Origin of the sequence: Pseudomonas sp. R3-57 (assembly GCF_051132065.1) — a bacterium.
Lineage (GTDB): Bacteria > Pseudomonadota > Gammaproteobacteria > Pseudomonadales > Pseudomonadaceae > Aquipseudomonas.
On the sequence record NZ_CP071655.1, the window covers coordinates 5,679,930 to 5,696,420 of the forward strand.

The window sequence follows — 16,491 nt, forward strand, 5'->3', positions numbered from 1 at the left end:
GTTCCGCGCCGAACGTACGCCGGCTTCGCGGGGGCAAAAGGGTGGTCATTGTACACAGCGACACAGAGGCTCACAAATTTGACGACGAACTGTCGCAAATTCATGTCGCATTTGTGAAGGGTTTAAAGCGATCTGCTGTGCTAGTCAAAACTTTTTTAAATTATGACTGCAACGACTCAAAGACTACTGTGACGCAGACACCACAAGGCACGCATCCTTTTCAGAAAGCGCGCACTTATGGAGATTTTGAGGTGCCGGGAGAGGCGGCCTGGGTAAGGCCGCCGAATCTTCAGCGAGTTGTTGCCAGTTCCTGTTGGACGCTGGCGACAGTGCGAGGCCAAGGTTTACCAGCCTGAACCTTCGCTGGCAAGGCCTTGATGGCAGAAACGGCCGCATCACGATTGGCAAAATTGCCATAGGTGATCACATACAGCGGCTTGCCGTTGAGGACTTTCTTGAAATAACGGTACTCGCCGCCCTGCTCCTTGACGAAGTTCTGCGCGGCGGTTTCCGAGCTGGTGCCGAGGATCTGCACCACGTAGTTGCCGGTCGGCTGACCGGCGTACCAGCTGCCACCGGCGGCCTTGGCAACGGTCACTGGCTTCTCGGCCGGTTTCGCCGCAGCGACCGGTTTGGCCGGTGCTGGCGCCGGTTTGGCGGCTGGTGCGGCCGGAGCAGGCTTGGCGGTGGCGACTTGCGTCGGGGCTGGCGTCGGCTTGGCGGCTGGCAACGGCACCGGAGTCGGCGCAGGACCGGCCGGCACGCCGGCTGGCGGCGCGGAAGTGGTCACGGTCGGCGGGGTATCACTGGAGCCTTCCAGCGGCACGCCATCGTCACCTTCAGTGATGCCACCGGCCTCTTCGGCCAACGGCCCACGCATGACCGGTTGTGAGTTGCCGACCAACGGCAGCGGCATCGGCTGGGTGTTGCCGGCGAATTCGACGTTGGGTGCCGCGCCATTGGCGGGGGCCTGACCCAGAGGCAACTGCGCCTGTTCATTGGCTGGCGCGCCGGTAGTTGGCGCCTTGTTGCGACCCGGCATCAGCCAGGCGGCGGCGACCGCGACCACCACGACGGCGGAAATCGCCAATACGTGTTTCTTCGGCATGTTGAACCCCATACTTGGACGCTTCACCGCGGAGCGGCTGGCAATCATGACTTCGATCAGAGCATCGCGAGCGACCTGGTTGATGTTGCCCGGCCAACCCTCGGAGCTTTCGTGAATATCAGAGATCTGATCCGCAGTGAAAAGTTCGACACCCCGGCCCGCGCCTTCGAGCCGCTGGTCGAGATATTCACGGGTCTCTTCTTCGGTGTACGGCTGCAGTTCGATGACGTGGAAACGCTCTTCTTCAAGCTGCAACGCCTCAAGCTGAGCGATCAACGACGACTCGCCGAACAGGAACACATGCGGACGCCCCTCCGGCGTGCCGGCACCCAGCGCCATCAGCGCTTCGAGGGCGGATTCGTCGAGTTGCTCGGCATCGTCCACCAGCAGATAGACTTCCTGACCGGTCAGGGCGAGCTGGACGACCTGTTCGAGAATCGCACCGACCTCAGCCTGGGCGACATCCAGCGCCTGCGCGACCTGGCGCAGCACACCGGCAGCATCGCCGGCGCCACGGGCGGAAACCACCACGCTCTGCACCGACTGCTTGTTGGTGCTGGCGACCAGCGCCTGACGCAACAAGGTCTTGCCGCTGCCCTGCGGGCCGGTGACCACCAGCAGCAACTGACTGTAGCGCGCCAGATGATGCAGTTGACCGAGCACCGGTTTGCGCTGGGCCGGGAAAAATTTGAAGCCTGGCACCCGCGGCGCGAACGGGTCGTGACTTAACTGGAAATGGCCGAGAAACGCCTCGTCGGCATGCAAACTAGTCATCGGAATCTTATTAACCTTTAAGCTGAGCCAGGGCGCGGTAATCCGCTCCCAGCGTGGCCTGTAGAACCTCTTTCGGATAATCGTCGGTCACGACCGCTTCGCCCATCCGGCGCAGCAGCACCAGGCGCAGACGACCGTCGATCACTTTTTTGTCGATTGCCATGTGTTGCAGAAAATCGGCTTCGCGCATTTCTTCAGGCGGAATCACCGGCAGACCGGCGCGCTGGAACAGACGAATGCCGCGATCGCGCTCCTGCTCGCTGATCCAGCCAAGACGCGCGGACATCTCCAGCGCCATCACCGTGCCAGCCGCGACCGCTTCACCATGTAGCCAGACACCATAGCCCATATGGGTCTCGATGGCGTGCCCGAAGGTATGGCCGAGGTTGAGCGTGGCGCGCACGCCGGTTTCCTTTTCATCGGCGCCGACCACCGCAGCCTTGGCCGCGCAGGAACGCTCGATCGCATACGTCAGGGCTGTCTGATCCAGCGCGCGCAGGGCGTCGACGTTGTCTTCGAGCCAGGTCAGGAACGGCTCATCGCAGATCAAACCGTATTTGATGACCTCGGCCAGACCGGCGGAGAGTTCGCGCTCGGGCAAGGTTTTCAGCGACGCGGTATCGATCAGCACCACGTTCGGCTGATAGAACGCGCCGACCATGTTCTTGCCCAGCGGATGGTTGATGCCGGTCTTGCCGCCCACCGACGAATCGACCTGGGACAACAAGGTCGTCGGAATCTGGATGAAATCGACGCCGCGCTGGTAGCAGGCAGCGGCGAAACCGGCCATGTCGCCGATCACACCGCCGCCCAGAGCGATGACGGTGGTGCGGCGGTCATGCCGAGCGGTCAGCAGACCGTCGAAGATCAACTGCAGGGTTTCCCAGTTCTTGAACGCTTCGCCGTCCGGCAGCACCACGGAAATCACCGAGTACTGCGCCAGGCTGCGGGTCAGACGTTCGAGATAGAGCGGCGCAACGGTCTCATTGGAGATGATTGCCACTTGCCGCCCGTGGATGTGGGGCGCCAGCAGTTCGGGCTGGTCCAGCAGACCTTCGCCAATATGAATCGGGTAGCTGCGCTCGCCCAGGTCGACCTTGAGTGTCTGCATGTGTCCCCACAGTGAAGATGGAAGCAGGCGTCCTGCCCTGAATTATTGGTTATCTGCGGCCTGTCGCGGGTGTGACGCCGCTTGCCGGTCATCCGCCACACCTCGGCAGGCTGTGACAGGACGCCGAGGATAGCGCATTTCGTGCGCGGCTTTAACGGGGCGGAAGCTGGGCCAGACGGTCGAGAATATCGAGCACCACCATGCGCGGCGGCCGCTCGTCGGTTTCCACCACCAGATCGGCAATTTCCCGATAAAGCGGATCGCGGATCGCCAAGAGGTCACGCAGGGTTTTCGCCGGATCGGCGGTGCGCAGCAACGGCCGGTTGCGGTCGCGCGAGGTGCGGCCGACCTGCTGTTCGACGGACGCGTGCAGGTACACCACCCGCCCGCCCTCGAACAGGGCCTTGCGATTGGCGTCGCGCATCACCGCGCCACCGCCAGTCGCCAGCACCACGCCGTCGAACGCGCACAGCTCGGCGATCATCGCCTGCTCACGGTCGCGAAAGCCGGGCTCGCCTTCCTTGTCGAAGATCCATGGGATATTGGCACCCGTGCGCAGCTCAATTTCCTTGTCGGAATCCTTGAACGGCAGGCGCAGCTCTTTGGCCAGCAATCGGCCGATGGTGCTTTTACCAGCACCCATCGGTCCTACAAGTATCAAATTTCGCACAGAATCAACGACTCACAGCAATCGCCTGGTTATTCATGATACGCGGAGTGAGAAATACCAGCAGCTCGGATTTTTTCTCCGAAACCACATCACGCCGGAAAAGGCGGCCAAGATACGGCACATCGCCAAGAAATGGCACCTTATCTACAACCTTGCTCTGAGTATTTGAAAAAACACCGCCAATTACGATGGTTTCGCCATCATTGACCAGCACCTTGGCGTTGACCTCGTTTTTCTTGATCGGCGGCACATCCTGCACTTTGTTCAGGTAATCCGGTTCGTCCTTGGTGACCTTGACCTCCATGATGATGCGGTTGTCCGGCGTGATCTGCGGCGTGACCTCCAGCGACAGCGAGGCCTCCTTGAACGACACCGAAGTCGCGCCACTGGAACTGGCTTCCTGATAGGGAATCTCGGTGCCCTTGAGGATTTTCGCGGTTTCCTTGTCGGAGGTGACCACTTTCGGTTGCGAGACGATTTCGCCGTTGCCGGTCTTTTCCATCGCCGTCAGCTCAAGATCGAGCAGAACGTTATCGGTGATGAAGGCGATGCCAATTCCGGAAGTATTGTTGACAGTGCCCATGTCGACGAACGGCGAGTTGGTGCTGGTGCTGCCCGGCGTACCGATGGTGCTCGACGAACCGTTGACCCCGGACGCATTCCAGTTGCCCTTGTTCTGCACTGAACCACCCCAGCGCACACCGAGACTCTTGTCGTAATCGACGTTGGCCTCGACGATGCGCGCCTCGATCATCACCTGACGCACCGGAATATCCAGTTGTGCCACGATTCGCCGCAGCTCGTCGAGACGATCCTGGGTCTGGTAGGCAATGATATTGTTGGTCCGCTCATCCACGGTGATCGAACCGCGCTCATCGATTTTCGCTTCGGCGCTGGTCACCGACTGGAACAGCTTGGCAATGTCCGCCGCCTTCGCATAATTCACCTGCAACAGTTCACGACGCAGCGGCGCCAGCTCGGCAATCTGCTTCTGCGACTCGAGTTCCTGGCGTTCGCGGGCAGCGATCTCATCGGCCGGCGCGACCAGCAGCACGTTGCCGATCTTGCGCTTATCCAGCCCCTTGGTTTTCAGCACCAGATCCAGCGCCTGATCCCACGGCACGTTTTGCAGGCGCAGGGTGATGCCGCCCTGCACCGTATCGCTGGCAACCAGATTGAGATTGGTGAAGTCGGCGATCAGTTGCAGCACCGAGCGCACATCGATGTCCTGAAAGTTCAGCGAGAGCTTTTCGCCGATGTAGGCCTGACGGTCGGCGTTGCGTTTTTGCAGGTCGTCGACGCTCATTGGGCGGATGCTGACGGTCAGCTTGTTGTCGGTCTGGAAGGTCGAATAGTCATAAGTGCCGCTGGGCTCGACGGTGATCAGCGTGCGATCACCGCTCACTGCGGCATTGACGAACTGCACCGGGGTGGCGAAATCCTTGACATCGAGGCGCACCCGCAGCTTTTCCGGCAGCTGTGTGCGGGCGAAGCTGAGAATGATTTTGCCGTCGTGTTCCTGGATATCCGGGGCAATGGTCGGGTCAGACAGATCGATGACAACGTTGCCCTCGCCCTCGGTGCCGCGCTGAAAATCGACGCCACGAATGCCGCGGGTTTTCGGTACGTATGGCTTGGCCGCTGGCGCAGCCGCCGTGCTCACACGCGGCGCAACCGCGGCGGGACGCGAGGCAGGCGCCGGTGCACCCTGGCCGACCACCACGAACAGAGTATTGCCGTCGATGCGCGTCGTGTAAGGCGCGAGCTGGGTGAGGCTGACGATCAGCCGCGTGCGGTCCTTGGCCTCGACCACCGTGGCGCTACGCGCATTGCCGCTGCCCAGATCGAGATTCTTGTTGCTCAACTGACTGGCGACACCGGGCAGATCCACCGCGATGCGCGCCGGCGATTCAGTGGTATAGCCCTTGGGCGCCGGTGGCGGGCCGTCGAACGACAGCTTCAGTTCGACGCGGTCACCCGGCAGCGCCGCGACATCCAGCGCTTTCAGGTTGGCCGCGTTTACCATCGGCGACATCAGCGCTATCCATAGCGAAAAACCGAGGGTGGAGAAAATCCTGTTCATTGTTCGACTTCCACTATGAGTGCTCTTTCAAAGGAATGGTGCGCGGCCGTTCGAGCCAGGCGCCCTGCCCGTCGGGCACGATTTCGACCACGTCCACCTGTGTCGCGCTGATGGCGACGATGCGCCCGTCGTTGCGCCCCAGGTAATCGCCGACTTTCAACCGATGCACCCCGCCCGCCCCGCGCAGCAGCGCGAACGAGCCCGAGGCATTGGCAATCGTCCCGACCATCTCGAACTGCTCGATGTTGAAACCTTCCAGATATTGCTTGACCCGATTGGGATCCGGCTTGACGTTGCGCGAGCCGTGTTTGCGCCCGGCCAGATCGACCCGCACCTGCGGTGAAAACGGACTGCGCAGGTTGGCCGCGCTGTAAGTGAATGTCGGGTAAGACCGGAATGTCGGCGTTGGTTCAATCTTGCCGGCCGGACGCAGGCGCACTTCATTCATGTAGGCGTCGAGATCACCGAAGTCATCCCCCCCGCCACACCCGCTCAATGCGAGCAGTGTCATCGCCCAGGCCATGTAACGAATCGGGGTCATTTCTGCAGCCCCTTGTCGTTATAGCGATAAGTCTTGGCGAGGATGCTCATGCGCAGCTTCGGCCCGCCTTCCTTGTTGGCGGGTGCCAGTTCGAAATCATGCAGGGTAACGATGCGCGGCAATCCGGCTACGCCACTGACGAATGTGGCGAGATCGTGATACGCGCCGGTGACGGTGATCTGGATCGGCAGCTCGATGTAGAACGGCTGGGTGACTTCCGGCAGCAACTTGATCTCTTCGAATTCCAGGCCGCTGCCCAGGCCAGTCCGGGTGATGTCTTCGAGCAGGCCCGGCACTTCGGTGTCGCTGGGCAACTGCCGCAGCAACTCACCGAAGGTATTTTCCATCTCCTTCATCTGCTGGGTGTACAGCTCGAGATTGGCCGACAGCCGCGCCTTGCTGGCGAACTGTTCCTTGAGCGTCAGCTCTTCCTCGCGCTTGAGGTCGTGTTGATTCTCCAGGTCACTGAGAAAAAAGTTATAGCCAAGCGCCAATACCAGCACCATCAATAGCGCGCCGGCAATGAACTTCACCGCCGCCGGCCAGGAACCGATGTTGCTGGTATCGAGGTCGTTGAAATCGACGCTGCGCAGGCTTTCCAGCCATTCGGACGGCTTCATTGGTCGTCCTCGGCAGTCTTGGGCCGGGTCTGGCGCACGGTCAGCTCAAAGGTGTTGGCCTGATCGACTTGTCCGGCAGTAGTGGCTTTGACTTCGTTGAGGCTCGGCGCATCGAACCAGTCCGATGCTTCCAGGTTGCGCATCAGGTCGGAAACGCGATTGTTGGATTCCGCAGCGCCGCTGATCGACAGGGCTTTGCCGGTCATTTTCACTTCGGTGAAATACACGCCGTCCGGCAGCGTGCGCGCCAGTTGATCGAAGATTCGCCCGCTGATCTGCCGGTTGCCCTGCAAGTCCTGGATGATGCGCATGCGCTCGACCAGCTGCTGGCGGCGTGCCTTGAGTTCGCTGATCTGCTTGATCCGCTCGTCGACCACGGCGATCTGCTTGCTGATGTAGTCATTGCGCGCCACTTGCCGGTCGATGGCGGCACTGATGATCTGATCGGCAATCAGCACCGCACCGACCGAACCGACGAGCACGCCGGTCAATACCAGCAGAAAGCGTTTGCGCCGCTCCTCGCGACGCTCTTCGCGCCAGGGTAAGAGGTTGATCCGCGCCATCAGTCGAAACTCCTGAGCGCGAGCCCGCAGGCGATCATCAATGCCGGCGCATCGCTGGCCAGCGCGCCGGCGTTGACCTTGCTGCTCAGCGCCATGTCGGCGAACGGGTTGGCCACTTGCGTTGGCGTGTTCAGGCGTTGTTCGATCAAGCGATCCAGCCCCGGCACCGAGGCCGTGCCGCCCGCCAGCAGAATGTGATCGACGGCGTTGTATTGCCCGGACGCGAAGAAGAATTGCAACGAGCGTGACACCTGCTGCACCAGCGCCTCGCGAAACGGCTGCAGGACTTCACTGACGTAATCGTCGGGCAGGCCGCCCTGTTTTTTTGCCAGCCCGGCCTGCTCGACAGTCAGGCCGTAACGCCGCTGAATCTCTTCGGTCAATTGCCGACCGCCGAACAGCTGTTCGCGGGTGTAGATGATCTTGCCGTTGTGCAGGACGCTGAGGGTGGTCATCGTCGCGCCGATGTCGACCACGGCCACGGTCAGGCGCTCCTGGGAAGCCGCCAACTGCGTCGCCAGCAAAGCGTATGAGCGTTCCAGCGCGTAGGCCTCGACGTCCACCACGCGCGCCGTCAGCCCGGCCAGGGCCAACGCCGCCTCGCGCACTTCGACGTTTTCCTTGCGACAGGCCGCCAGCAGGACGTTGACCCGCTCCGGATTGCGCGGTGACACGCCCTGGACTTCGAAGTCGATGGCGACCTCATCCAGCGGGTAGGGAATGTACTGGTCGGCCTCGATCTTCAGTTGGTTTTCCAGCTCGTCGTCGGAAAGCCCGGCGTCCATCTCGATGACCTTGGTGATCACCGCCGAGCCGGCCACCGCCACCGCCACGCCCTTGAGCCCGGTGCGCGCCTTGCTCAGCACGCGACTGAGGGCCTGGCCGACGCCTTCGAGTTCGGCGATGTTCTTTTCGACCACCGCGTTGACCGGCAAGGGTTCGACGGCGTAGGCCTCGACCCGGTAGCGCTCGCCCTGACGGCTCAATTCCAGCAGCTTCACTGATGTGGAGCTGATGTCGATCCCCAGTAATGTATTGGCTTTTTTATTGAAGAGTCCCAGCACTACCAATTCCCTATGACTTTCCGTGAGTTACGGACTCTGTAATACGCATTGCGTTCCTTCACCCCGTCTTGACAGAAGCGCAAATGACGCCCCCTGCGGAAAAGTGCTTATAATGCCCAGCGTTTTTTTTCCGCTTTTTACTGCCCGCGCGGACCGTTCTGTGTGTTACCGGAACCCCGTCGCCAAATTCATTCTTTGCTCTGGATGTCCAAAAGCCTTGATTCGTCTGCTGAAATTTTTCGGTTGGTCCATCGTCGCCGTTTTCTGCGGACTGCTATTAGGTCTCAGCGGCGCGTTTCTTTACCTTAGTCCGGGTTTGCCGTCTGTGGAGGCTCTGCGAAGCATTCAGTTGCAGATTCCTCTGCGGGTCTACAGCAGCGATGACAAGTTGATCGCAGAGTTTGGCGAAATGCGCCGCACACCGATCCGTTTCGCCGACATTCCGCCCAATTTCATTAATGCGTTACTAAGTGCTGAAGACGACAATTTCGCCAACCACTACGGCGTCGATCCGAGCAGCCTGATGCGCGCCGCGACGCAACTGGTCAAAAGCGGACACATCCAGTCCGGTGGCAGCACCATCACCATGCAGGTGGCGAAGAACTTTTTCCTCACCAGCGAACGCAGCTTCTCGCGTAAAACCACGGAAATTCTTCTGGCCCTGCAGATCGAACGGCAGCTGACCAAGGACGAGATTCTCGAGCTGTACGTCAACAAGATCTATCTGGGTAACCGCGCCTATGGCATCGAGGCGGCGGCGCAGGTGTATTACGGCAAGTCGATTCGCGACGTCAGCCTGGCGCAGATGGCGATGATCGCCGGCCTGCCGAAAGCCCCGTCGCGCTTCAACCCGCTGGCCAACCCGGCGCGCAGCAAAGAGCGCCGCGACTGGATCCTCGGGCGCATGTACAAGCTGGGCAAGATCACCGAGGCCGATTACACCGCCGCGATCAACGAGCCGCTGAACGCCAGCTACCACGTACCGACGCCGGAAGTGAACGCACCGTACATCGCTGAAATGGCCCGCGCCGAAATGGTCGGCCGCTATGGCAGCGACGCCTACACCGAGGGTTTCCGCGTCACCACCACGGTGCCGAGCAACCTGCAGGAAATGGCCAACACCGCGCTGCACGAAGGCTTGATGACCTACGACCAGCGCCACGGCTACCGTGGCCCCGAGTCGCGCCTGCCGGGCAAGACCCGCGAAGCCTGGGCCAGCGAACTGACCAAGCAACGCACCATCAGCAGTCTGGAGCCAGCGATCGTTACCCAGGTCGACAAGAACGGCCTGCAAGTGCTGACCCGTACCGGCGAAGAACATGTTGCCTGGGACACCATGAAGTGGGCGCGGCCGTTCCTCAATACCAACAGCATGGGCGCCACTCCGCGTCAGCCGGCGGATGTCGCGCAGGTCGGCGATCTGATCCGGGTGCAGCGCCAGAAAGACAATTCGCTGAAGTTCAGCCAGATCCCGCAGGCGCAAGGCGCTTTGGTGTCGCTGGATCCGCAGAACGGCGCGATCCGTTCGCTGGTCGGTGGTTTCGCGTTCGAGCAGAGCAACTACAACCGCGCCATGCAGGCCAAGCGTCAGCCGGGTTCGAGCTTCAAACCGTTCGTCTACAGCGCCGCGCTGGACAGTGGCTACACCGCTGCGACCTTGGTCAACGATGCGCCGATCGTGTTCGTCGACGAGTACCTGGACAAGGTCTGGCGTCCGAAGAACGATACCAACACCTTCCTCGGTCCGATCCGTCTGCGCGAGGCGCTGTACAAGTCGCGCAACCTGGTGTCGATCCGCCTGCTGCAAGCAATGGGCGTGGGCAAAACCATCGATTACATCACCCGCTTCGGCTTCAACAAGCAGGACCTGCCGCCGAACCTGTCGCTGGCATTGGGCACCGCGACGCTGACTCCAATGGAAATCGCCACCGGCTGGAGCACCTTTGCCAACGGCGGTTACAAGATCACCCCGTACATCATCGACAAGATCGAAAGCCGCAACGGTGACACGCTGTTCGTGGCCAACCCGCCGACTGTTCCACAAGGTGGCTCAGCGACGGACGGTATCGCCGCGCCGGACACCGAGTCGTTCACGGTCAATGCCGCACCGGTTCCCGGCGAAGCGCCAGGCAATCAGGCGGTGCCGCAAGTGCCAGCCGTGGCCGAGCGGATTGTCGATGGTCGTACCACCTACATCCTCAACAGCATGCTGCAGGATGTGATCAAGCTCGGCACCGGCCGCCGCGCCCTGGCCATGGGTCGTAGCGACATCGCCGGCAAGACCGGTACCACCAACGAATCGAAAGACGCGTGGTTCTCCGGTTACAACGCCGATTACGTGACCACCGTATGGACCGGTTTCGACCAGCCGGAAAGCCTCGGCCGCCGCGAGTTCGGCGGCACTGTGGCGCTGCCGATCTGGATGAATTACATGTCGGCCGCGCTGAAGGACAAGCCACCGCATGTCCAGCCAGAACCGGAAGGCATCCTCAGCCTGCGCGTGGACCCGGTCAGTGGCCGTGCAGCGTCGCCGAGCACACCGGGCGCGTACTTCGAGCTGTTCAAGGCTGAAGACACCCCGCCGTCGGTGAATGAGCTGGGCAACGGCGTCGTACCGGGCAGCCCGCTGCCGGCGGACGAACAGGCGCCGATCGATTTGTTCTAGAGGGGCAGGGGCAGCTGCAAGGGGCAAGCTACAAGCTGCAAGTAAAAGCGGGGAATTGCGTACTGCTTGTAGCTTGTAGCTTGTAGCTTGTAGCTTGTAGCTTGTAGCTTGTAGCCCATAAAAAAACCCAGCACCAGGCTGGGTTTTTTATGGGCGGCTGCTTTTAGCCGTTGAACACGTCATCCACGCTTTTCAGCGGGTAGTTCTTCGGATACGGCAGGGTGGCCACACCGGTCTCGATCGCCGCTTTAGCCACAGCGTCGGAGATCAGGGTGATCAGGCGCTTGTCCATTGGCTTCGGAATGATGTACTCACGGCCGAATTCCAGCGGAGCACCACCGTAGGCATCGCAGACGTCCTGTGGCACCGGCAGCTTGGCCAGTTCGCGCAGGGCGTTGGCGGCCGCGACTTTCATTTCTTCGTTGATGCGCTTGGCGCGAACGTCCAGGGCACCGCGGAAGATGAACGGGAAGCCCAGCACGTTGTTGACCTGGTTCGGGTAGTCCGAACGGCCGGTGGCCATGATCACGTCGCTACGGGTGGCGTGAGCCAGCTCCGGGGAGATTTCCGGGTCCGGGTTGGAGCAGGCGAACACGATCGGGTTCGCTGCCATCGACAGCAGGCCTTCAGCGCTCAGCAGGTTCGGGCCGGACAGACCGACGAACACGTCAGCGCCTGCCAGTGCGTCAGCCAGGCTGCGCTTCTCGGTGGCGTGAGCGAACACGGCTTTGTACTGGTTCAGGTCGTCACGGCCGGAGTGGATCACGCCGGTACGGTCAACCATGAAGATGTTTTCGATGCGCGCGCCCATGCTCACCAGCAATTTCATGCAGGAGATGGCCGCAGCGCCGGCGCCCAGGCAGACGATCTTCGCTTCTGGCAGGGTTTTGCCAGCGATTTCCAGGGCGTTGATCATGCCGGCTGCGGTAACGATCGCGGTGCCGTGCTGGTCATCGTGGAATACCGGAATGTCGCACTGTTCGATCAGCGCGCGCTCGATCTCAAAGCACTCTGGTGCCTTGATGTCTTCGAGGTTGATGCCGCCGAAGGTGATGGAGATGCGCTTGACCGTGTCGATGAAGGCTTGCGGGCTTTCCGAGTCGACTTCGATGTCGAACACGTCGATACCGGCGAAGCGCTTGAACAGCACGCCCTTGCCTTCCATCACTGGCTTGGAGGCCAATGGGCCGAGGTTGCCCAGGCCGAGAATAGCGGTGCCATCGGAAATCACTGCAACCAGGTTGCCCTTGCCGGTGTACTTGTAGGCCAGTTCGGGATCGCGGGCGATCTCGCGCACTGGTTCAGCTACGCCGGGGCTGTACGCCAGCGACAGGTCGCGAGCGGTAGCAGTGGCCTTGGTGAGCTCGACACTCAGCTTCCCCGGACGAGGATTGGCGTGATATTCGAGAGCGGCAGTTTTCAGATCAGACATTTTGGCATTCCGCTTTTTACTGTTGGACAGACTGGTCAGCGAGGATACGCGCCTCGCAAAGTCCCCACAAGACTGGGCAGTCACCACTGTCAAGCGCCCTGCCCTACGACTTTGGGCCAAGAGCCACGGCGCACAAGGGCTGGACTGTTCACAATCGACTTGAAAAATGTCTACAATTTTCTTCAGCGCGAACCCTGCAGCATCGAAGGATCGGTCAACGGCAACAACCAGCGCGCCTGCCCCGCCTGCAAGCCGCCGCGCCGCGAGCGATCAACGATCCAGCCGCGCGCCTCGATTTGCTTGCCCTTCAGCGCCTGCAAGCGGTCATTGTCGAATTGTCCGACCAGATTGGGTGCAATGCGCAGTACAAGCGCGTCCTGCAACTCGATCCAGATTCCACCGCGATTGCGCTGCACCTTGCTCACCCGACCACTGACCACGGCGAAGCCGGAACGCTGAATCTGCTGCGCTTTGAGCACCGGTGATTGCCGCCAGATGCCCCGCCCGGCCTGCCGCGCCGAGGCTTCGGCGGCCTGCTGACAGGCGACCAGATCGATGTTCGGCGCAACGGCCACCTGAAAACCGAAGCCATCGGCGAGCATTTGCGCCTCGAGATTGGCGCCGCTGGCGCTGTAGACATGCGCGAGCGTGCGACCGTAGTGGTCCTTTCCTTGCCGCCCGGGAAGCAAACCGACACGCCCGCCACTGTCCGCCACCAGCGCTTCGAGGCGTTTGCGCGCAGCCACGGCGAACGGTTCGTCGCTGCGACCCTGCTTGCCCAGCTCCGGCGTATTGAGGCCGATCATCCGCACGCTGCGGCCATCGCTCAGACGCAGCGTGTCGCCATCGACCACCCGCTGCACAGTGACGCTGGTCAGTCCGGCGGGCGCTGGACAGAAGGCCTGCGCACCCGAGAGCCAAATCGCAGACACAAAAAAGGCGCCCGCAAGGGACGCCTTTTTCATCAGTCTGGAGAAGTCGATACGACTTTCCAAAATGATCAGCCTCAGGCTTTTTTGCCGACGCCGAAAGTAGCGAAACGGTCTGCGAACTTCTGCACGCGGCCGCCGGTGTCCAGAGTCTTCTGCTTACCGGTGTAGAACGGGTGGCATTCGTTGCAAACGTCGATCGCCAGGGCTTTGCCGTAGGTCGAACGAGTTTCGAACTTGTTACCGCAGCTGCAGGTAACAGCGATTTCCGGGTAGTTCGGATGGATTTCGGCTTTCATGGTGTCTTCCTCAGGCTAGCGTGCCGCCACCCAACACTATTGTTGAATACCGCACGTAATTAGGCCGCGGATTCTACCAGACCTTTTCAAACGCGCAAGCTGTCACCGAGACCGACCGTCTGCTAGGCTCCCGGCCCAATACGCAACCCCCTGTAGGAGTGAGCCTGCTCGCGATAGCGGTGTGTCAGACGAAACAATTGCTGAATGACACACCGCTATCGCGAGCAGGCTCACTCCTACATCAGGTATGTGTGATGCCCCATTCTGTTGAAAGAGATCCCCCCGCGTGCCCGACGCCATTCTGCGCCTTGCCTTGCCTTCGCCCCTGCGCCGCCTGTTCGATTACCGGGCGCCGGCCGGGGTGCGGCGCGAGCAATTGCAGCCGGGCATGCGCCTGCGGGTGCCGTTCGGGCGGCGCGAGATGATCGGGATTCTGGTCGAGGTAGCGGATACCAGCGAAGTGCCGGTGGAAAAACTCAAGCCGGCGCTGGCCCTGCTCGATTCCACCGCGCCGCTGCCGCCGGCGCTGTTCAAGCTGTGCCTGTGGACCTCGCAGTATTACCAGCACAGCCTCGGCGACACCTTGAGCTGGGCGTTGCCGGTGCTGTTGCGTCAGGGCGAACTGGCCGAGGCCCGGCAGGAGCGTTTCTGGTCAGCGGCGCCCGGTGCCAGCCTCGATGATCCGCGCATCGCCCGCGCGCCGCGCCAGCGAGAAGCCCTGGCGACACTGGCCCAGCACCCCCACGGAGTCGCCCATCAGTTGCTGAGCAAACTGATGCTGAGCAAGGACAGCCTCGACCTGCTGCTGACCAAGGGTCTGGTGCAAGTTGAAATCCGCCGCCACCTCCCCGGCGCGCGCCATGAACATTGGCTGGCGCAACCGGAACTGCCGCTCAACAGCGAGCAACGCGCGGCCTACGAAGCGATCCGCGCCGGTTTCGACAGCTATCACGCGTTTCTGCTGGCCGGGGTAACGGGCAGCGGCAAGACCGAAGTGTATTTGCAATTGATCCGCGAAACCCTCGAAGCCGGCAAACAGGCACTGGTGTTGATCCCGGAGATCAACCTCGGCCCGCAGACCCTGGCGCGCTTCGAGCAGCGTTTCAATGCGCGCATCGCCCTGCTGCACTCGGCGGTCAATGATCGCGAACGCCTCGACGCTTGGCTCGCCGCCCGTGATGGCGAGGCTGACATTATTATCGGCACCCGCTCGGCGCTGTTCACGCCGATGAAAAATCCGGGGCTGATCATCATCGATGAAGAGCACGACGGCTCTTATAAACAGCAGGAAGGCTTGCGCTACCACGCCCGCGATCTGGCGCTGGTGCGCGCCCGTCAGGAAAACATCCCGATCGTGCTCGGCTCGGCCACGCCGTCGCTGGAAAGCCTGCACAACGCCTACACCGGGCGTTACGGCCTGTTGCGCCTGAACGAGCGCGCCGGCGGCGCCAAACAGCCGCGCTTTCTGCGCCTGGATGTGAAAAGCCGCCCGTTGGACAGCGGCATTTCAGGGCCGATGCAACAAGCCATCGGCCAGACCCTCGCCAACGGCCAGCAGGTGCTGGTGTTCCTCAACCGCCGCGGTTTTGCCCCGACCTTGCTTTGCCACGATTGCGGCTGGATGTCCGAGTGTTCGCGCTGCGATGCGCGAATGACCGTGCACCAGCGCTACGGTGAGTTGCGTTGCCACCATTGCGGCAATGTCGAGCGCACCCCGCGCCAGTGCCCGAAGTGCAACAAGGTCGACTTGCGCCCGGTAGGCGCCGGCACCGAACGCGCTGAGGAACGGCTGGCGATTTTGTTCCCGGACTATCCGGTGCTGCGCGTCGATCGCGACAGCACCTCGCGCAAGGACGCGATGAATCAGCTGTTCGCGACGATTCAGAAAGGCCAGCCGTGCATCCTCGTCGGCACGCAGATGTTGGCCAAGGGGCACCATTTTCCGCGGGTGACGCTGGTGTCGATTCTCGACGCTGACGGAGGCCTGTTCTCCGGCGACTTCCGCGCCAGCGAGCGCATGGCGCAATTGATTGTTCAGGTTGCAGGTCGTGCGGGGCGGGCGGAAGAGCCGGGCAAAGTGATTATCCAGACGCACCTGGCCGACCATCCTTTATTGGTGCAACTGACCGAGCAGGGTTATTTCGCCTTTGCCGAGCAGGCGCTGAGCGAACGCCGCGCCGCCGGGCTGCCGCCGTTTGCCCATCTGGCGCTGTTGCGCGCCGAAGCGCACAAACCGGGGCAGGCGGAAGGCTTCCTCGATGAAGCCTGCAGCGAGGCCGAGCGCTTGCTCAGCGAACTGAATCTGAGCGGCATCGAACTGCTCGGGCCGGTGCCGGCGCCGATGGAACGTCGCGCCGGGCGTTATCGAGCGCAATTGTTGTTGCAAGCGACCGCGCGGGCGCCGCTGCATCGGTTGCTGGCCAGTTGGTTGCTCGCGCTGGAGCAGATGCCGAGCGGGCGGGCGGTGCGCTGGTCATTGGATGTCGACCCTGTGGATTTGTATTGAGCTGAAGATCGCTTTTGCGTCCTGCTTGACCCCCTGTGTGCGAGCCTGCTCGCGAAAGCAGAGTTTTTGTCACCGCATATCCACAACCGGCCTGCTAAGGTTGGCAAGCCCGGCTCCGCCACGGAT

13 protein-coding genes are annotated in these 16,491 nt (G+C 61.6%); 2 read left to right on the forward strand and 11 right to left on the reverse strand.

The genetic code is table 11. The annotated features are described in order from the left end of the window. Nucleotides 1–289: 289 nt before the first annotated feature. From J3P93_RS25465 to J3P93_RS25500, 8 genes are all read right to left on the reverse strand, one after another. Nucleotides 290–1,882, reverse strand: a complete 1,593-nt coding sequence (locus J3P93_RS25465) for an AAA family ATPase (protein ID WP_434593184.1) — start codon at nt 1,880–1,882, stop codon at nt 290–292. Between the two features lie 10 nt (nt 1,883–1,892). After that, nucleotides 1,893–2,993: a 3-dehydroquinate synthase gene (gene aroB / locus J3P93_RS25470; RefSeq protein ID WP_394599348.1), complete on the reverse strand. Its 1,101-nt coding sequence runs from the start codon at nt 2,991–2,993 to the stop codon at nt 1,893–1,895. Between the two features lie 151 nt (nt 2,994–3,144). Continuing rightward, entirely contained in the window at nt 3,145–3,663 is a 519-nt protein-coding gene (aroK, locus tag J3P93_RS25475) for a shikimate kinase AroK (protein WP_090280433.1), read from the reverse strand. 4 nt (nt 3,664–3,667) lie between these two features. After that, nucleotides 3,668–5,746, reverse strand: a complete 2,079-nt coding sequence (gene pilQ, locus J3P93_RS25480) for a type IV pilus secretin PilQ (RefSeq protein WP_434593188.1) — start codon at nt 5,744–5,746, stop codon at nt 3,668–3,670. A 13-nt stretch (nt 5,747–5,759) separates the two neighbouring features. Then, nucleotides 5,760–6,287, reverse strand: a complete 528-nt coding sequence (locus tag J3P93_RS25485) for a pilus assembly protein PilP (protein WP_434593190.1) — start codon at nt 6,285–6,287, stop codon at nt 5,760–5,762. Next, complete coding sequence (gene pilO / locus J3P93_RS25490) at nt 6,284–6,907, reverse strand: type 4a pilus biogenesis protein PilO (protein ID WP_434593193.1); 624 nt, start codon at nt 6,905–6,907, stop codon at nt 6,284–6,286. Before pilO ends, J3P93_RS25485 begins: the two co-directional genes overlap by 4 nt. Further along, nucleotides 6,904–7,470, reverse strand: a complete 567-nt coding sequence (locus tag J3P93_RS25495) for a PilN domain-containing protein (RefSeq protein ID WP_434593196.1) — start codon at nt 7,468–7,470, stop codon at nt 6,904–6,906. The genes pilO and J3P93_RS25495 overlap by 4 nt, the downstream gene beginning before the upstream one ends. Beyond that, nucleotides 7,470–8,534 (reverse strand): pilus assembly protein PilM, encoded by a 1,065-nt coding sequence (locus tag J3P93_RS25500; RefSeq protein WP_434593199.1) that lies wholly within the window; start codon nt 8,532–8,534, stop codon nt 7,470–7,472. Before J3P93_RS25500 ends, J3P93_RS25495 begins: the two co-directional genes overlap by 1 nt. Before the next feature lie 220 nt (nt 8,535–8,754). Between J3P93_RS25500 and J3P93_RS25505 the strand changes: the two genes are divergently transcribed. Continuing rightward, complete coding sequence (locus J3P93_RS25505; RefSeq protein ID WP_434598490.1) at nt 8,755–11,199, forward strand: penicillin-binding protein 1A; 2,445 nt, start codon at nt 8,755–8,757, stop codon at nt 11,197–11,199. Nucleotides 11,200–11,362: 163 nt separating this feature from the next. On the opposite strand, the gene J3P93_RS25510 is transcribed toward J3P93_RS25505, so the two are convergent. The 3 genes from J3P93_RS25510 to rpmE form a co-directional block, all read right to left on the reverse strand. Next, a complete protein-coding gene (locus J3P93_RS25510; protein WP_090280412.1) occupies nt 11,363–12,631 on the reverse strand; it encodes a malic enzyme-like NAD(P)-binding protein in 1,269 nt (422 codons plus the stop codon). A gap of 182 nt (nt 12,632–12,813) precedes the next feature. Next, nucleotides 12,814–13,596 carry a thermonuclease family protein gene (locus J3P93_RS25515; RefSeq protein ID WP_434598492.1) on the reverse strand — a complete coding sequence of 261 codons (783 nt, stop codon included), beginning with the start codon at nt 13,594–13,596 and terminating at the stop codon, nt 12,814–12,816. A 41-nt stretch (nt 13,597–13,637) separates the two neighbouring features. Next, entirely contained in the window at nt 13,638–13,859 is a 222-nt protein-coding gene (rpmE, locus tag J3P93_RS25520; protein ID WP_016772055.1) for a 50S ribosomal protein L31, read from the reverse strand. Between the two features lie 286 nt (nt 13,860–14,145). Between rpmE and J3P93_RS25525 the strand changes: the two genes are divergently transcribed. Further along, on the forward strand, nt 14,146–16,365 hold the full coding sequence (locus tag J3P93_RS25525) for a primosomal protein N' (protein ID WP_434593203.1): 2,220 nt from the start codon (nt 14,146–14,148) through the stop codon (nt 16,363–16,365). Nucleotides 16,366–16,491 lie beyond the last annotated feature (126 nt).